Annotated in this window: 15 protein-coding genes; 8 read left to right on the plus strand and 7 right to left on the minus strand. The window is 31.3% G+C overall.

The window, feature by feature from the left end; all coding sequences use genetic code 11:
* The first annotated feature begins 110 nt into the window (after window positions 1-110).
* From JM82_RS02295 to JM82_RS02310, 4 genes are read left to right on the plus strand one after another with little or no spacing between them, the layout of a single operon-like run.
* On the plus strand, window positions 111-479 hold the full coding sequence (locus JM82_RS02295) for a cupin domain-containing protein (protein ID WP_145000861.1): 369 nt from the start codon (window positions 111-113) through the stop codon (window positions 477-479).
* Window positions 480-483: 4 nt separating this feature from the next.
* A complete protein-coding gene (locus JM82_RS02300) occupies window positions 484-1,323 on the plus strand; it encodes an alpha/beta hydrolase (protein ID WP_224742455.1) in 840 nt (279 codons plus the stop codon).
* A gap of 6 nt (window positions 1,324-1,329) precedes the next feature.
* A complete protein-coding gene (rluF, locus tag JM82_RS02305; protein ID WP_145000863.1) occupies window positions 1,330-2,223 on the plus strand; it encodes a 23S rRNA pseudouridine(2604) synthase RluF in 894 nt (297 codons plus the stop codon).
* 3 nt (window positions 2,224-2,226) lie between these two features.
* Entirely contained in the window at window positions 2,227-2,649 is a 423-nt protein-coding gene (locus JM82_RS02310; RefSeq protein ID WP_145000865.1) for a VOC family protein, read from the plus strand.
* Window positions 2,650-2,805: 156 nt separating this feature from the next.
* Here JM82_RS02310 and JM82_RS02315 read toward each other — a convergent pair whose 3' ends face one another.
* From JM82_RS02315 to JM82_RS02335, 5 genes are all read right to left on the minus strand, one after another.
* A complete protein-coding gene (locus tag JM82_RS02315; RefSeq protein WP_145000867.1) occupies window positions 2,806-3,285 on the minus strand; it encodes a hypothetical protein in 480 nt (159 codons plus the stop codon).
* A gap of 14 nt (window positions 3,286-3,299) precedes the next feature.
* The gene (locus tag JM82_RS02320) at window positions 3,300-4,022 is read right to left on the minus strand and encodes a TIGR02206 family membrane protein (RefSeq protein WP_145000869.1); all 723 of its coding nucleotides are present in this window, start codon (window positions 4,020-4,022) and stop codon (window positions 3,300-3,302) included.
* A 43-nt stretch (window positions 4,023-4,065) separates the two neighbouring features.
* A complete protein-coding gene (locus JM82_RS02325; RefSeq protein ID WP_028283907.1) occupies window positions 4,066-4,956 on the minus strand; it encodes a bifunctional 5,10-methylenetetrahydrofolate dehydrogenase/5,10-methenyltetrahydrofolate cyclohydrolase in 891 nt (296 codons plus the stop codon).
* 48 nt (window positions 4,957-5,004) lie between these two features.
* Complete coding sequence (gene ffh / locus JM82_RS02330) at window positions 5,005-6,333, minus strand: signal recognition particle protein (protein WP_099570098.1); 1,329 nt, start codon at window positions 6,331-6,333, stop codon at window positions 5,005-5,007.
* A gap of 196 nt (window positions 6,334-6,529) precedes the next feature.
* Window positions 6,530-7,543, minus strand: coding sequence for a hypothetical protein (locus tag JM82_RS02335; protein ID WP_145000871.1), 1,014 nt, complete (start codon window positions 7,541-7,543; stop codon window positions 6,530-6,532).
* 134 nt (window positions 7,544-7,677) lie between these two features.
* Between JM82_RS02335 and JM82_RS02340 the strand changes: the two genes are divergently transcribed.
* From JM82_RS02340 to JM82_RS02355, 4 genes are all read left to right on the plus strand, one after another.
* Window positions 7,678-8,193 (plus strand): RNA polymerase sigma factor, encoded by a 516-nt coding sequence (locus JM82_RS02340; RefSeq protein ID WP_145000873.1) that lies wholly within the window; start codon window positions 7,678-7,680, stop codon window positions 8,191-8,193.
* A gap of 66 nt (window positions 8,194-8,259) precedes the next feature.
* Window positions 8,260-9,159, plus strand: coding sequence for a FecR family protein (locus JM82_RS02345; RefSeq protein ID WP_145000875.1), 900 nt, complete (start codon window positions 8,260-8,262; stop codon window positions 9,157-9,159).
* Window positions 9,152-11,428, plus strand: a complete 2,277-nt coding sequence (locus JM82_RS02350) for a TonB-dependent receptor plug domain-containing protein (RefSeq protein WP_261375262.1) — start codon at window positions 9,152-9,154, stop codon at window positions 11,426-11,428. Before JM82_RS02345 ends, JM82_RS02350 begins: the two co-directional genes overlap by 8 nt.
* A 108-nt stretch (window positions 11,429-11,536) precedes the next feature.
* Window positions 11,537-12,256 (plus strand): 3-ketoacyl-ACP reductase, encoded by a 720-nt coding sequence (locus JM82_RS02355; protein ID WP_145000877.1) that lies wholly within the window; start codon window positions 11,537-11,539, stop codon window positions 12,254-12,256.
* A gap of 61 nt (window positions 12,257-12,317) precedes the next feature.
* On the opposite strand, the gene JM82_RS02360 is transcribed toward JM82_RS02355, so the two are convergent.
* Together JM82_RS02360 and JM82_RS02365 are read right to left on the minus strand one after the other, a co-directional pair.
* Window positions 12,318-13,232: a dimethylarginine dimethylaminohydrolase family protein gene (locus JM82_RS02360; RefSeq protein WP_145000879.1), complete on the minus strand. Its 915-nt coding sequence runs from the start codon at window positions 13,230-13,232 to the stop codon at window positions 12,318-12,320.
* Between the two features lie 66 nt (window positions 13,233-13,298).
* The gene (locus JM82_RS02365) at window positions 13,299-14,585 is read right to left on the minus strand and encodes a citrate synthase (RefSeq protein WP_145000881.1); all 1,287 of its coding nucleotides are present in this window, start codon (window positions 14,583-14,585) and stop codon (window positions 13,299-13,301) included.
* Between the last annotated feature and the right edge of the window lie 100 nt (window positions 14,586-14,685).

Raw genomic sequence — 14,685 nt, forward strand, 5'->3', positions numbered from 1 at the left:
CCATTCATTAAGTTAATAACCTATAAATAAGCAACCTAAACTATAAATTCAGGTTAATATTTTTGATATTAATCTTAATTATTGTTTATTAAGTAATTATAATTTTTAAAATGAAAGACAAAAAATATAAAATCCAAAACAGCCCATTTGTTGTACCAACAACTGATGGTAAAGTTATTGAAGAGCACTTTGGGTTAGCCACAGATGGTAATAAAGATATTAGTATAGCACATATGATTGCTCCAGCAGGTTGGAGTGAACCTTTTCAAACACCAGCTTTTGATGAGTATACCTATATTATTAAAGGTAAAAAACAGTTTATTATTGATGGCGAAGAAATAATCCTTGAAGCTGGACAATCCATTAAAATTAAAAAAAATACTCGTGTACAATACTCCAATCCTTTTACAATTGCTTGCGAGTATATTGCAATTTGTACTCCAGCATTTTCAATGGATTTGGTAAACAGAGAAGACTAAAAAAATGAAAAAGAAAATCGCAAAAGTACTTCCTAAAATAATTGGTAACGGTTTAAATGCGGTTAGTTATGTTGCTCCTAAATTTGCTAGCGCAAAAGCATTAGATATTTTTGCAACACCTAGACAAGGACGTTTTAAAGACAAACATCAACCATTTTTAAATACAGCTAACCAATACACTTTAAACTATCAAGACCACACCATACAAACTTACCACTGGGTAGGTACAAAAAAAACCATCTTACTTGCACATGGTTGGGAAAGCAATACTTTTAGATGGAAAAAATTAGTCGAAGCTTTACAGGATTTAGATTACAATGTCGTGTCTTTAGATGGTCCTGCTCATGGTAAATCTAGTGGTACGCAGTTTAATGCTATTTTGTATTCCGAGTTTTTAAATGTTGTTGCAAAACATTACAAGGCTAACGTAATTGTTGGACATTCAGTTGGTGGAATGGCATCTGTGTTTTTTCAACATAAATACCAAAATGACGCTTTACAAAAAATGATTTTGCTTGGCGCACCTTCAGAGTTTACAAATGTTTTTAAAAACTATGTTAACATGTTAGGGTTTAATAAGCGCATTGAAAATGGACTAAATCAGCTAGTTTTAGAACGTTTTAATTATATGCCTTCACATTTCTCGGCAGCTAAATTTTCAAAAGAAATTAATTTAGAAGGACTTATCATCCACGATAAAGGTGATAAGATTATACAATATGATGAGGCTGAGCTAATTTCATCTAACTTTAAAAATTCAACATTACTAACTACAGATGGTTTTGGTCATGGATTACGTGATGATAGCGTAAACAAAGCTGTTATTAATTTTATTAAAGCATAATATATTTTGGAAGAAAAATTAACAAGACTTAATAAATACCTTAGCGAAGCTGGTTTTTGCTCGCGTCGTGAAGGTGATAAATTAATTGATGCTGGACGTGTTACAATTAATGGCGTTGTACCAGAAATGGGCACAAAAGTAAGTCCAAATGATGTTGTTGCTGTAGATGGTGAAATTATTAAAAACAATACTGACAAGCCAATTTACCTTGCTTTTAACAAACCTGTAGGTATTGTATGTACTACAGATACCTCTGTTGAAAAAGACAATATTATAGATTACATAAACTATCCAAAACGTATTTTTCCTATTGGACGTTTAGATAAGTTAAGTGATGGATTAATTTTTATGACCGACGATGGTGATATTGTAAACAAAATTTTACGTGCTAGTAACAATCATGACAAAGAGTATATTGTTACTGTAGACAAACCAATATCACAAACCTTTATAAACAGAATGGCAAGTGGTATTTATCTAGAAGATTTAGATCGTACGACTAAAAAATGTTCGGTTAAAAAAATAGACTCGCATACCTTCAGTATTATTTTAACACAAGGTTTAAATAGACAGATTAGACGTATGTGCGAGTATCTAACTTATGAAGTAACCTCATTAAGACGTGTTAGAATCATGAATATTAAATTGGATGTTCCTGTTGGAGAATACAGAGAATTTACAGAAAAAGAGCTAAAAACATTGCACTTGCTTTTAGAGGATTCGACCAAGATACACGAAGCTAAAACAGCAAAAGACAATCCCTCTAGACCTAGTAGACCTATTAAAGAGGCACCAACTAAAGACAGAGCCAAACCAAAAGATCAACCAAGTAGAGAATCGTTTAAAGGAGAGCGACCTAATCGTGAGCGACCAATAAGAAACAGACGCAAAGACCATTAAATAATGAGTAGAGTATCACCTTTTCATTTAGCTATTCCTGTTCACAATTTACAGGACTGTCGCGAGTTTTACAGAGATGTTTTAAACTGCGAAGAAGGAAGAAGTAGTGACCATTGGGTAGACTTTAACTTTTTTGGTCACCAATTAGTAATTCATTATAAAGCTAAAACTAACGACGTTGAAGCTGCTAACCAAGTGGATGGTAAACAAGTACCAGTACCACATTTTGGTGTGGTTTTAGATTGGGACGCTTTCGCGGAATTTGAAGCACACTTAAAAAACAAAAATATTCAGTTTATTATTGAACCTTATGTAAGATTTGAAGGTTTAGTTGGCGAGCAAAAAACCATGTTTTTTAAAGACCCTTCTGGTAATGCTTTAGAGTTTAAAACATTTAGAGATCAGTCACAGTTGTTTGCAAAGTAACTTTCACTGGGTTTAGTTTAGGCAAACCCAACTAGTATCATAAAATTTAGACCTTACAGATTTTAAAAACTGTGAGGTCTTTTTTTTACTAACTCCTTCCAAGACTGACTATAAAAATTGTCAGTCTTTTTTTTAATTATTGATGTGGTTAGTATTTTAAGTCCAAACAAAACATTCGATTTTTGTTATAAATCCAGACTCGTTTGTTTCTAAAACAAATGCACAACAATCACCAGACAGTTTAGTGTATATAATAGATTTTGTGCCATCATTATTATTTCTAATTTGAATTGGACTTCCTAAAATAGAATAGTGATTATTTATACTTATGCTAATATTTTTTATTTTAATAGTATCCGTTTTTATATAGAATAACTCGGGATTAAATTCATCTGAGTTTATATTAGTAAAAACAAATTCTAAATCTGAATTAACCAATACTTTTTTTGTTCCTTCTCCATTTGAATCATCATTATTGTCAATAAAAGTAATATTAGGACCCAATACGTTTGTTAACAACGTCTCATCTCCATTAGTGTTTTTAATATCAGTAAATAATACATCACTAATTTCTATTGATTCAAATTCCTCGATAGTCAGTTCATTGTTTTGTGCTACACCATATTGTGTGCCCATAATCAATAGTAATATTAATATATGTTGTTATTGTTGTTTTTTGTCTTATAATATTTATTAGACCAAAAAAAAGGCAAGTAAATAAGCAAAAACAATGGTAATAAAGCTAATTGGACTATAATTACATAGTTTGGCCAATCACCCAACAAATCCAATACTGATCCAGAAAGTGGTTTATTATTTAAATAAGAATAGTTGGCATCCAACAGGTAGTTAATTACCATAATTATCAAAACATAAACCTGCAGTACTACAAAAGATTTAAATACACTTTTAAATTTTGGTCGCATTTTTAAGACCACTATAGCATAGGCTATAATTGTTAAAAGTCCAAGATGAACGATCCAATACCTTACATAATCATAACTAGGAAAACCTACCTCAATATCTGGTGTAATAACGCCTTGAGATGTACCTACTATAGTCCAAAAAAATAAGATTTCGAAGAGTAAAAACCGTCTTGTAAAAGTGAATATAAAAATAAACAAAGCCATAAAGCTACATAAAAACAAGGGTAAATCTGTTTGTAAACTGTAACCACCTTGTCCAATTTTATACAAGTGAAAAATAGCCATAAAACCAGACACAAAAATACCTAAGCCTTTAAATACTTTAAACTTTAGATGATTTGATTGTGTTTTGATTAGATAAAATAAAAACCAACACAAAATTACAGCCACAATTATTGGCAGAAGATGCTCTAAACTTCCAAACTGAACACGAGATAGTATTTGCATAAAAAAACCTGAAATGATTAATTTCAGGTTTAAAAATAAGTAATTAATTTTTATTAGATTTTCTGTGACGTTCTCTAGCTAATAAGGTGTTTTTTAATAACATGGCTATAGTCATTGGTCCTACTCCACCAGGAACAGGTGTAATGTGACTAGCTTTTTTACTAACATTTTCAAAATCAACATCACCAGTAATACGGTAACCTCTTTCTTTAGTGTCGTCAGGTACTCTAGTAATACCTACATCAATAATAACAGCATCATCTTTTACCATTTCTGCTTTTAAAAAGTTTGGTACACCTAACGCAGAAATTATAATGTCTGCTTGACTTGTAATTTGTGTAATATTTTTAGTGTGACTATGTGTTAAGGTTACTGTACTGTTACCAGGAAACCCTTTACGACCCATTAAAATACTCATTGGACGACCTACAATATGAGAACGACCAATAACCACTGTGTGCTTACCTTTAGTGTCTACGTTATATCTATCTAATAGCTCTAAAATACCAAATGGTGTTGCTGGAATAAAGGTAGACATGTCTAATGCCATTTTACCAAAATTCATGGGATGAAACCCATCAACATCCTTATCTGGATGCACAGCCATTAATACTTTTTGTGTATCTATTTGGTCTGGTAATGGTAACTGAATAATAAAGCCATCAATATCAGGATTATTATTAAGCTCGTCAATTTTATCTAACAATTCAACTTCACTGGTTGTATTAGACAATCTAACCATTGTAGACTCAAACCCTACACGCTCGCAAGCTCTAACTTTACTACCAACGTAAGTCAAACTTGCACCATCGTTACCTACTATTACTGCAGCAAGATGTGGCACTTTCTCGCCATTAGCTTTCATCTTATCGACTTCAGCTTTGATTTCGTTTTTAATGTCGTTACTAACTTTTTTTCCGTCTAGAATTGTCATTGTTGGTTGCTTTGTGTTTTGAATTTATTGTAAATAAAAAAACATGAGTTACCTCATGTTTTTCATAGCTTGCATCATTGCTTTTCCTTTTCCTCCTTGCATCATTTTCATCATCTTGCTCATCTGATTAAATTGCTTAAGTAATTGGTTTACTTCTTGTACAGAAGTACCTGATCCTTTACCAATTCGTTTTTTACGACTTGCATCGATAATAGAAGGATTTGTTCTTTCTTTTACAGTCATGGAATGGATAATGGCTTCAATACCTTTAAAGGCATCGTCGTCAATATCTATATCTTTCATCATTTTTCCAGCACCAGGAATCATTCCAATAAGGTCTTTCATGTTACCCATTTTCTTGATTTGCTGAATTTGCTTTAAGAAGTCGTCAAAACCAAATTGATTTTTAGCGATTTTCTTTTGTAATTTTCTAGCTTCTACCTCATCAAATTGTTCCTGAGCACGCTCTACTAAAGATACAACATCTCCCATTCCAAGAATACGATCTGCCATACGAGAAGGATAGAATACGTCAATCGCTTCCATCTTCTCTCCTGTACCAATAAACTTAATTGGTTTATTTACTACAGATTTAATAGATATTGCTGCTCCACCACGTGTATCACCATCTAATTTTGTTAAGATAACACCATCAAAGTTTAAAACATCATTAAAGGCTTTTGCTGTATTTACAGCATCTTGACCTGTCATGGAGTCTACTACAAATAATGTTTCTTGTGGTTGTATTGCTTTGTGAATGTTAGAAATTTCTTTCATCATCGCTTCATCCACAGCTAAACGACCAGCTGTATCAATTATAACGACGTTATGTCCATTTTGCTTTGCATGTGCAATACCTGCTTGTGCAATAGCTACTGGATCTGTGTTTCCTTTATCACTATAAACATCCACTTTTATTTGATCTCCTACAACATGTAATTGATCTACAGCTGCTGGACGATAAACGTCACAGGCTACTAATAAAGGTTTTTTAGTTTTTTTGGTTTTTAAAAAGTTGGCTAATTTACCTGAAAAAGTAGTTTTACCAGACCCTTGTAAACCAGACATTAATATAATAGTTGGCGTACCAGACATGTTTATGCCTTCTACATCTCCTCCCATTAGCTCAGTTAATTCGTCTTTAACGATTTTAACCATTAATTGTCCTGGTTGTAACGTTGTTAATACGTTTTGACCTAGTGCTTTTTCTTTTACTCTATTAGTAAATTCTTTAGCAATTTTAAAGTTAACATCGGCATCTAAAAGTGCTCTACGTACTTCTTTTAGGGTTTCGGCAACGTTTACTTCTGTAATGCTACCATGTCCTTTTAGTACGTGTAACGCTTTATCTAACTTTTCGCTTAAATTATTAAACATAATTTTTTCTGTTTTTAAGAAGCACAAAAATAGCAATTTGAAGCGTATTTACGAAGTTTCATATATAAATAATTCCATAAAAAAAGGCTACTAAAATTAGCAACCTTTTAAACATGATAATAATTAACTTAACTAAAACTAAATTTTTAATAGTTAGACTATCTAATGACTATAATATAATTATGTGATTATTTAATTATGTGCAGTCTTCAACCGTTATAACTATTGTAAATATTTGATATATATCTGGATTACTATATTGCGCTACCCTAACATAAATGGTCTGCGGATTTGTAACATTTGTAAAGGTCGATGTCAATGAATTAGCGTTATTAACAGCATCATCATAAGATATATGATAACTAATACCAACATTACTTTGATCGCAATCTTGATAAAATTCATCTAAATTAAACGTCTCTATTAAATCTCCATCCGCATCACAAATAGTGAGATTTATATCTTCAAAACAGCTAAATGGGTTAGAACTGCAATTTTGGGTCAATATTAGTTCTAAATCTTCCTGTTCTAAAACTAATTGTTCAGATTCACATTGTACGACTTCCCACTGTCCATTATAATTGTCTAATCCGCTAATTGTAATCAACACATACACATTCCCATCAATAGTCGAAATATCCCAAGCACCATTAAATAACATATCGCCTTCATATAAAACAGTTATGTTATTATCTTCCTGAAAATTAAAATGGGTCAAGTTAGGTGAAAGCCCATTTATTGTTGGCAACTGATTACAATCCATTAAATAATTGGCTATAGCTGTTTGGGTACAAGAATTTACACTGTCGCAACTACTACCTTCTAAGGTTATAATAGATTGTAAGGCTTGATTAGAATTTACTACAATTTGTTGCTCATCAGGTAAAACCATGGTGATAGGAAAGTTTAAACTAGCGACAATAGAGGTGTCTAAAGTTTGCAAAAATAAATATAATGCGTCATCATTATCTATAGTTACGATATCTGCTAACTGGAAATCTGCATCATAAATGGAAACAGTCAATGGATATTCAAAATCCATACAATTAATGTCTTCATCCAATGCAATTGTGCTAATTAAATTGAATAATGTAGAGTTATATTCAAGTGTTTCACTTTGCTGATCAACACTATTAATAGTTTCATTTTGACAATTAAAAAACAAGCCAAACACTAGTAATATTCCAAAAAGAGGTTGTTTAATTTTCATTAATATTACATTTTTAATACACTAGTAGTCAGTATATGTTTTACATGGTTTCAAGTATAAAACAGTTGTTTATTTAAAATACCTACCTAATTATCAAAAAAAATAGTCCTATTTTGTAGTACTTTAATAAAATTATGTCAAAACAGTTATATAAAAATATTTGTGATAAATCCCGATTCGAGGCATTTTTTAAAAAGCACTCAAAAAGCTTACATAGCTTTTTATATTTCAAGTTTGGAGACCGTTTAAATCCCGAAGACAAAACCCAAGAAGCCTTTATAAAGCTTTGGGAAAATTGTAAAAAAGTAAGTCCTGAGAAAGCTAAAAGTTATGTTTTTACAATTGCAAACAACTTAATGCTAAATGAGGTTGCACACCAAAAAGTAGTCCTAAAACACCAACAGACAAAAACAACACATCAAACAAATGTATCTCCAGAATTTTTAATGGAGGAAGATGAATACCGTAAAAAGCTAGAAAAAGCTATAGCTAATTTAACTGAGGCTCAACGGATTGCCTTTTTAATGAATCGTGTAGAAGGTAAACGTTTTAAAGAAATTGCTGCACTTTTGGACATTAGTACCAAAGCTGTAGAAAAACGCATTTATGGTGCCTTAAAAAAATTAAGACAAGAGATAGATGGGTTATAAATTTTATTTTTTTACCTAAGGGTAGGAATTTTCCGGATGGTCTTGTTATATAGTTAGATTAAAGTTATGAATAAAGAAGTACTAATATTAAAATGGTTGGACAACGACCTAACTCCTCAAGAACTTGAAGCGTTTAAAGCGCTTGAGGACTATGAGGCTATAGTAAAATTATCTAATTACAGTCAAGGGTTTAAAGCGCCAGAGTTTAACACTGACCAGGCTTTAAAAACAATTCTTACCAGTATTGAACAACCACCAAAAAGACAAACTAATTGGCTATCTCCTTTTCTTAAAATTGCAGCTATTTTAGCAATATGTTTTGGCGCCTATTATTATACCACAACGTTAGACACCACTATTAATACATATTATGCAGAAAAGTCATTAATCCAACTACCTGACCACTCTGAAGTTAATTTAAATGCGTTATCTAAAATCACCTATAATCCAAAACAATGGGCAAACAATACACGCAGTCTTAAATTAGAAGGCGAAGCCTTTTTTAAAGTTAAAAAAGGAAGCTCCTTTAATGTTGTTACAACATCAGGAATAGTAACCGTTTTGGGAACAGAATTTAATGTTAAGCAACGTCAAAATTATTTTGAAGTTACCTGCTATGAAGGCATAGTTAATGTGACTTTTAACAGTGCTGAAACAAAATTAAAAGCAGGAGATTCCTTTTTAATAATTAACAATAAGCCTATTGAGCGGTTAACTTTAAATGCAAAAAAACCAGATTGGCTAAACAGTCTAAGTAGTTTTATTAGCGTACCTTTAAGCGAAGTTTTAGACGAGTTTGAAAGACAGTATAATGTAAAGATTGATGCTAAAACGATTAAACAAGACGAATTGTTTTCGGGTAAGTTTACACACAATGACATTAATATTGCATTACAGTCCATAACACAACCACTACAATTACGCTATAAAAAAGTTAACAAAACCATTATTTTAACGCGTGAATAAATCGTTAAAAAAGACTCTATTATTAATTATTGCATTAGCCTTTAGCTTTTCTTTTTATGCCCAAACTAAAAAACTACCTTTATTGGATGTCCTATCTACAATAGAGTATCAGTATAAAGTTAGTTTTTCTTATGCAGACAAAGTAATTAAGGGTGTTTTTGTGACGTTTGATAGCAAGGATTCTTTGGATGATATGTTATCAAAAATAGAACTCCAAACTGATATAAAATTCAACAAATTAGACGACCATTTTATTACCGTTACAGGCAATATAAATGGTTTTTCTTTTCAAAAATTAGACGAAATTACTATCTCTAATTACTTAACCACTGGTATTAACAAAAACAAATCTGGTCATATAACCATATCACCAAAATCCTTTGAAATTTTACCTGGTTTAATTGAACCTGATATATTACAAACCATACAAGCCATACCTGGTGTTTTAAGTGTAGATGAAACCGTATCTAATATTAATGTTAGAGGAGGAACACATGATCAAAACCTTATTTTATATGATGGAATAAAAATGTATCAATCAGGACACTTTTTTGGATTAATCTCGGCTTTTAATCCGTATTTAACAAAACATGTCTCTGTAATAAAAAATGGAACAAGCGCGCGATTTGGTGACGGAATTAGTAGTATGATTGACATGAAATTATCGGATAATATAGATGCCGATTTTAGCGCTGGAATAGGCATAAATATGATTACTGCAGATGGTTTTGCTATTATACCATTAACACCAAAAACACAACTACAATTAGCAACTAGACGCGCTATTACTGATATACTAAATACACCAACGTATAATCAATATTTTAAACGTGTGTTTCAGGACTCTGAAGTGTCTAACACAGAACATTCGTTTAAAGACAATCAAACCTTTAGGTTTAGTGATATCTCATTAAAACTCTTACACAATATTACAGAAAAAGATAAATTACGTTTTACATTATTAAATGTATTTAATCAATTAGATTTTGAGGAGTCCTCAAATAGTGATGCCTCAGTAAATAACAGTAATCAACTAAAACAACAAAACAGAGCATCTGCTATACAATATCAACATATTTGGAATAACAAATTCAACACCACAATTAAAGGGTATTACTCAAATTACGATTTAAGATCTTCGGATTATGATATGGCAAATAACCAACGTTTAATACAAGAAAATAAAGTAGTTGATACTGGTTTTAATATTGATGCTTACTATGATTTTAATACCTATTTTTCAATTAATGTAGGTTATCAATTTAACGAAGTTTCGGTAAGTAATTTAGAAGAAACAAATGACTCTTTTTTAGATGTTAACCTAAAGCGAAACTTAACAGCACATAGTGTCTATGCCGAAACGATATTACAATCCAAAAACAAAAAATCTTTAATTAAACTAGGGTTTCGTCATAATTACTTCAAAAATTTTAAAATAGGTGTGTTAGAACCAAGGTTACATATTAGTCAACGCTTTTTAAAACATTTTAGAGCCGAACTTTCAGGTGAATATAAAAGTCAAACCACTTCACAGTTAATAGATTTACAAAACGACTTTTTAGGTGTAGAAAAGCGTCGATGGGTTTTGGCTAACAATAATACCATTCCAATTCAAAAAAGTAAGCAATTAGGTTTAGGGCTAACTTATAATAAAAACAAATTATTATTAAGTATTGAAGGCTATTATAAAACGGTTAATGGCGTGACTACCCGAAGTCAAGGATTGCAAAATCAATATCAATTTATTAATGTTAATGGAGGTTATGATGTTAAGGGTATTGATGTATTAGTTAACAAACAAATTAACCGTTTTAGTACGTGGATAGGCTATAGTTATAGCAATAATAATTATACGTTTAAAGACTTAAATAACAGTAACGCTTTCCCTAGTAATTTTGATATAAAACATCAAATTAATTATGGTAGTACGTATAGTTGGCAACAACTAAAATTAGCTTTTGGTGTCAATTGGCATTCTGGTAAACCTTACACGCAAGTCAATGACAATACGCCTATTATTAATAACACTATTAATTATAATGCACCAAACAGTAGTAGGTTAAGCTCCTATATTAGAGCAGACCTATCTGCTACATATCAATTTAAATTAGGCGAAAATAAAGCTGTTATTGGAGCGTCGGTATGGAATATTCTTAACAGAGAAAATATACTAAATACCTATTATACTATTGATAATAATCAAGTCACTACTATTGAAAACACATCATTAGGGATAACACCAAATCTTAGTTTTAGAGTTTCGTTTTAGTTTGACTTTCTGAAAAAAATCCTATAATTTCGTTAACTCTTATAATAGTCTCTATAATTTTATGAGGCTAGATAAACATTATAAAAACATATAGATACTAAAACAATTATGGAACATTTAAAAAATAGAAAAGCAATAATTACAGGAGGAAGTAAAGGTTTAGGTAAAGCTACTGCTATTGCTTTTGCTAAAGAAGGGATTGATGTTGCAATTACTGGAAGAAATGAAGCAGACTTACAAGAAACCGTTACCCAATTAAAAGCATTAGGTGTCCATGCAATTTATGCTGTTTTTGATGTAGGTAATTACGAGGCTGTTAAAGACGGAATAAAAACTATTATAGACCAATTAGGAAAAGTAGACATTTTAGTAAATAATGCAGGAATAGCTGCTTTTGGGTCTTTAAATGATATGGAAGTTGACCAATGGAGTAAAATTATTCAAACCAATGTTATGGGAATGTACTACGTAACTAAAGAGGTTTTACCATATTTAATAAACCAAAACGAAGGAGATATTATTAATATATCATCAACTGCTGGATTAAATGGTAATGCTAATACATCTGCTTATTCTGCATCAAAATTTGCTGTGATTGGCATGTCAGAGTCTTTAATGAAAGAGGTAAGAAAAAACAATATTAGAGTTTGCACTTTAACTCCAAGTACAATTGCATCTGATATGTCTATTAATTTAGGTATCGCAGATAAAAACTCTGAAGACAGTGTTTTACAACCCGATGATTTTGCAGAGTTAATTGTAGCTGGACTAAAACTACCTAGAAGAGCAATGCTTAAAAGCGCTGCATTATGGTCTACAAATCCATAAAAAATTGACAAAAAAAAAGCCTCTTTATTTAAGGAGGCTTTTTATTTATAAATATTTTAGTTTAATCCCTAATTAAAGGCATTGTGCTACATCGCAACAAACCTTCTTGTTTTGCTATTTCAGCATAAGGCACTTCTTCCACTGTAAATCCTTTGTCGCGCAACCAAGTATTAAGTCTAGTAAAGTTTTTTTCTGAAATAATAACGTCTTCAGAAATACTAAAAATATTACTATTCATGTTAAACATTTCTTCTTTAGAAATAATAAAACAATTGTCTTTTCCAAAGTAATCTAACAACCATTCATACTCAGTTTGGTCTCTAAAACCTTCTTTATGTAAAATTGCTTTATTAGTACCTATTGGTTGAAAACAACAATCTAAATGCAATGCATTATCATAAGCATTGGTTTGCGATTTATTTAAATCAAAACTTTTAACTTTTTTATGCGGAAACTGTTGTGTTATATAATCTACTCCTGCTTGATTTGTTCTAGCTACGATATAGTCTGAATAATCGTCACCTCTATAAGTTCCAATAAAGATATAGTCGTTGCATAGCATTACGTCTCCTCCTTCAATGTGTACTTCCACTGGTGGACGTATCACTTTTTTAGGATCTATTGTATCAATTAAGTATTGAATAGCATCTAATTCATTTTCTCTTTCGGGTAGTATGTTTGCTTTTATAAAAACATCATCAATTACAAAAGCAATATCTCTAGCAAAAATCTGATTGCAATCCTTTATTAATTCTGGTCTGTAAACTTTTACATCGTATTTTTCAAAAATCTTAGCTACAGACTCCATTTCATTGACCATATCTGCTTCAATTGGGTAAGTACCTGCTTTGATATGCAAATACGATTTTGGGTCGTATGCTTCTTCTAGTTTTGGTGTTGGACCATTACTAACTGCTGTTCCTAAAACGACTGCTCTTAATCTAGAGGTTTCGTTTTTTACGTTTAGTTTTAACATAAAGTAAAGATATAAAAAAGCTCCATAATGATTTATGAAGCTTTTTTTAATATTAATAATTGAAATCTATCTTTCAGAAATTGATTTGAAAGACCTTAAGTTTTCTCCAATATATATTTGTCTTGGACGTCCAATTGGCTCCTTACGGTTACGCATTTCTTTCCATTGTGCAATCCAACCTGGTAAACGTCCTAAAGCGAACATAACGGTAAACATTTCTGTTGGGATTCCCATACCTCTATAAATAATACCAGAATAGAAATCTACGTTAGGATATAATTTACGATCTACAAAATATGAATCGCTTAAAGCTTCTTCTGCTAATCCTTTAGCAATATCTAATACAGGATCATCGATTCCTAAATCTCCTAAAACTTCATCAGCAGCTTTTTTAATGATTTTTGCTCTTGGATCAAAGTTTTTATATACCCTGTGTCCAAAGCCCATTAAACGGAAAGGATCTTCTTTATCCTTAGCTTTAGCCATATATTTTTTAGTGTCTCCACCATCTTCCTTAATTGCTTCAAGCATCTCTAAAACTGCTTGGTTTGCTCCACCATGTAATGGTCCCCAAAGTGCTGAAATACCTGAAGATAAAGATGCAAATAAACCTGCGTGAGATGATCCTACTATTCTAACTGTAGATGTAGAACAGTTTTGCTCATGATCTGCATGTAAAATTAATAACTTATCTAAAGCATTAACTAGGATTGGATTTTGTGTATAGTCCTGATTAGGTTTTTTAAACATCATTTTAAGGATGTTTTCAACATAGCCTAAGTTATCATCTCCATAATCTAATGGTAAACCTTTTTGCTTACGCATTGTCCATGCTACTAACACCGGAAATTTACCCATAATTTTACATACAGTATTGTACATATCCTCTTCTGAGTCTACGTTTACCGATGAAGGGTTAAATGCTGTTAAAGCACTTGTTAAAGAAGAAAGGACACCCATTGGATGTGCTGACTTAGGAAATGCATCTAAAATTTTCTTTACATCGTCATCAACAACTGACTGCTCCTTAATATCTTTTTCAAATTTACTAAGTTGCTCTTTAGTTGGTAATTCACCAAAAATTAATAAAAACGCTACCTCAAGGAAATCTGCTTTTTCAGCTAATTCTTCAATAGAATAACCTCTGTATCTTAAAATTCCTTTTTCTCCATCTAAAAAAGTAATAGCACTCTCACATGATCCTGTATTTTTATAACCTGGATCAATAGTTGTCACACCACCTGTAACAGCTCTAAGATTTTTGATATCTATTCCTATTTCATTTTCAGTACCTACAATTAAGGGAAATTCGTGTTTTTCTCCATTAATTTCAAGCGTTGCTTTATTTGACATGTATATTGATTTAATGTATGTTTATTAGAATTGTAAATTTACAAAAACTATAACGATTTAGAAAGGGTATTTATAATGGTTTTAACAATTTTAATATAGG

The sequence above is a fragment of the Olleya sp. Hel_I_94 genome (genome assembly GCF_007827365.1).
GTDB lineage: Bacteria > Bacteroidota > Bacteroidia > Flavobacteriales > Flavobacteriaceae > Olleya.

Excerpts from the sequence above, each read along its gene's own strand:
- JM82_RS02295 (WP_145000861.1), top strand. The coding sequence starts at position 111 with ATGAAAGACAAAAAATATAAAATCCAAAACAGCCCATTTGTTGTACCA.
- JM82_RS02300 (WP_224742455.1), top strand. The coding sequence starts at position 484 with ATGAAAAAGAAAATCGCAAAAGTACTTCCTAAAATAATTGGTAACGGT.
- JM82_RS02310 (WP_145000865.1), top strand. The coding sequence starts at position 2,227 with ATGAGTAGAGTATCACCTTTTCATTTAGCTATTCCTGTTCACAATTTA.
- JM82_RS02315 (WP_145000867.1), bottom strand. The coding sequence starts at position 3,285 with ATGGGCACACAATATGGTGTAGCACAAAACAATGAACTGACTATCGAG.
- JM82_RS02320 (WP_145000869.1), bottom strand. The coding sequence starts at position 4,022 with ATGCAAATACTATCTCGTGTTCAGTTTGGAAGTTTAGAGCATCTTCTG.
- JM82_RS02325 (WP_028283907.1), bottom strand. The coding sequence starts at position 4,956 with ATGACAATTCTAGACGGAAAAAAAGTTAGTAACGACATTAAAAACGAA.
- ffh (WP_099570098.1), bottom strand. The coding sequence starts at position 6,333 with ATGTTTAATAATTTAAGCGAAAAGTTAGATAAAGCGTTACACGTACTA.
- JM82_RS02335 (WP_145000871.1), bottom strand. The coding sequence starts at position 7,543 with ATGAAAATTAAACAACCTCTTTTTGGAATATTACTAGTGTTTGGCTTG.
- JM82_RS02340 (WP_145000873.1), top strand. The coding sequence starts at position 7,678 with ATGTCAAAACAGTTATATAAAAATATTTGTGATAAATCCCGATTCGAG.
- JM82_RS02345 (WP_145000875.1), top strand. The coding sequence starts at position 8,260 with ATGAATAAAGAAGTACTAATATTAAAATGGTTGGACAACGACCTAACT.
- JM82_RS02355 (WP_145000877.1), top strand. The coding sequence starts at position 11,537 with ATGGAACATTTAAAAAATAGAAAAGCAATAATTACAGGAGGAAGTAAA.
- JM82_RS02360 (WP_145000879.1), bottom strand. The coding sequence starts at position 13,232 with ATGTTAAAACTAAACGTAAAAAACGAAACCTCTAGATTAAGAGCAGTC.
- JM82_RS02365 (WP_145000881.1), bottom strand. The coding sequence starts at position 14,585 with ATGTCAAATAAAGCAACGCTTGAAATTAATGGAGAAAAACACGAATTT.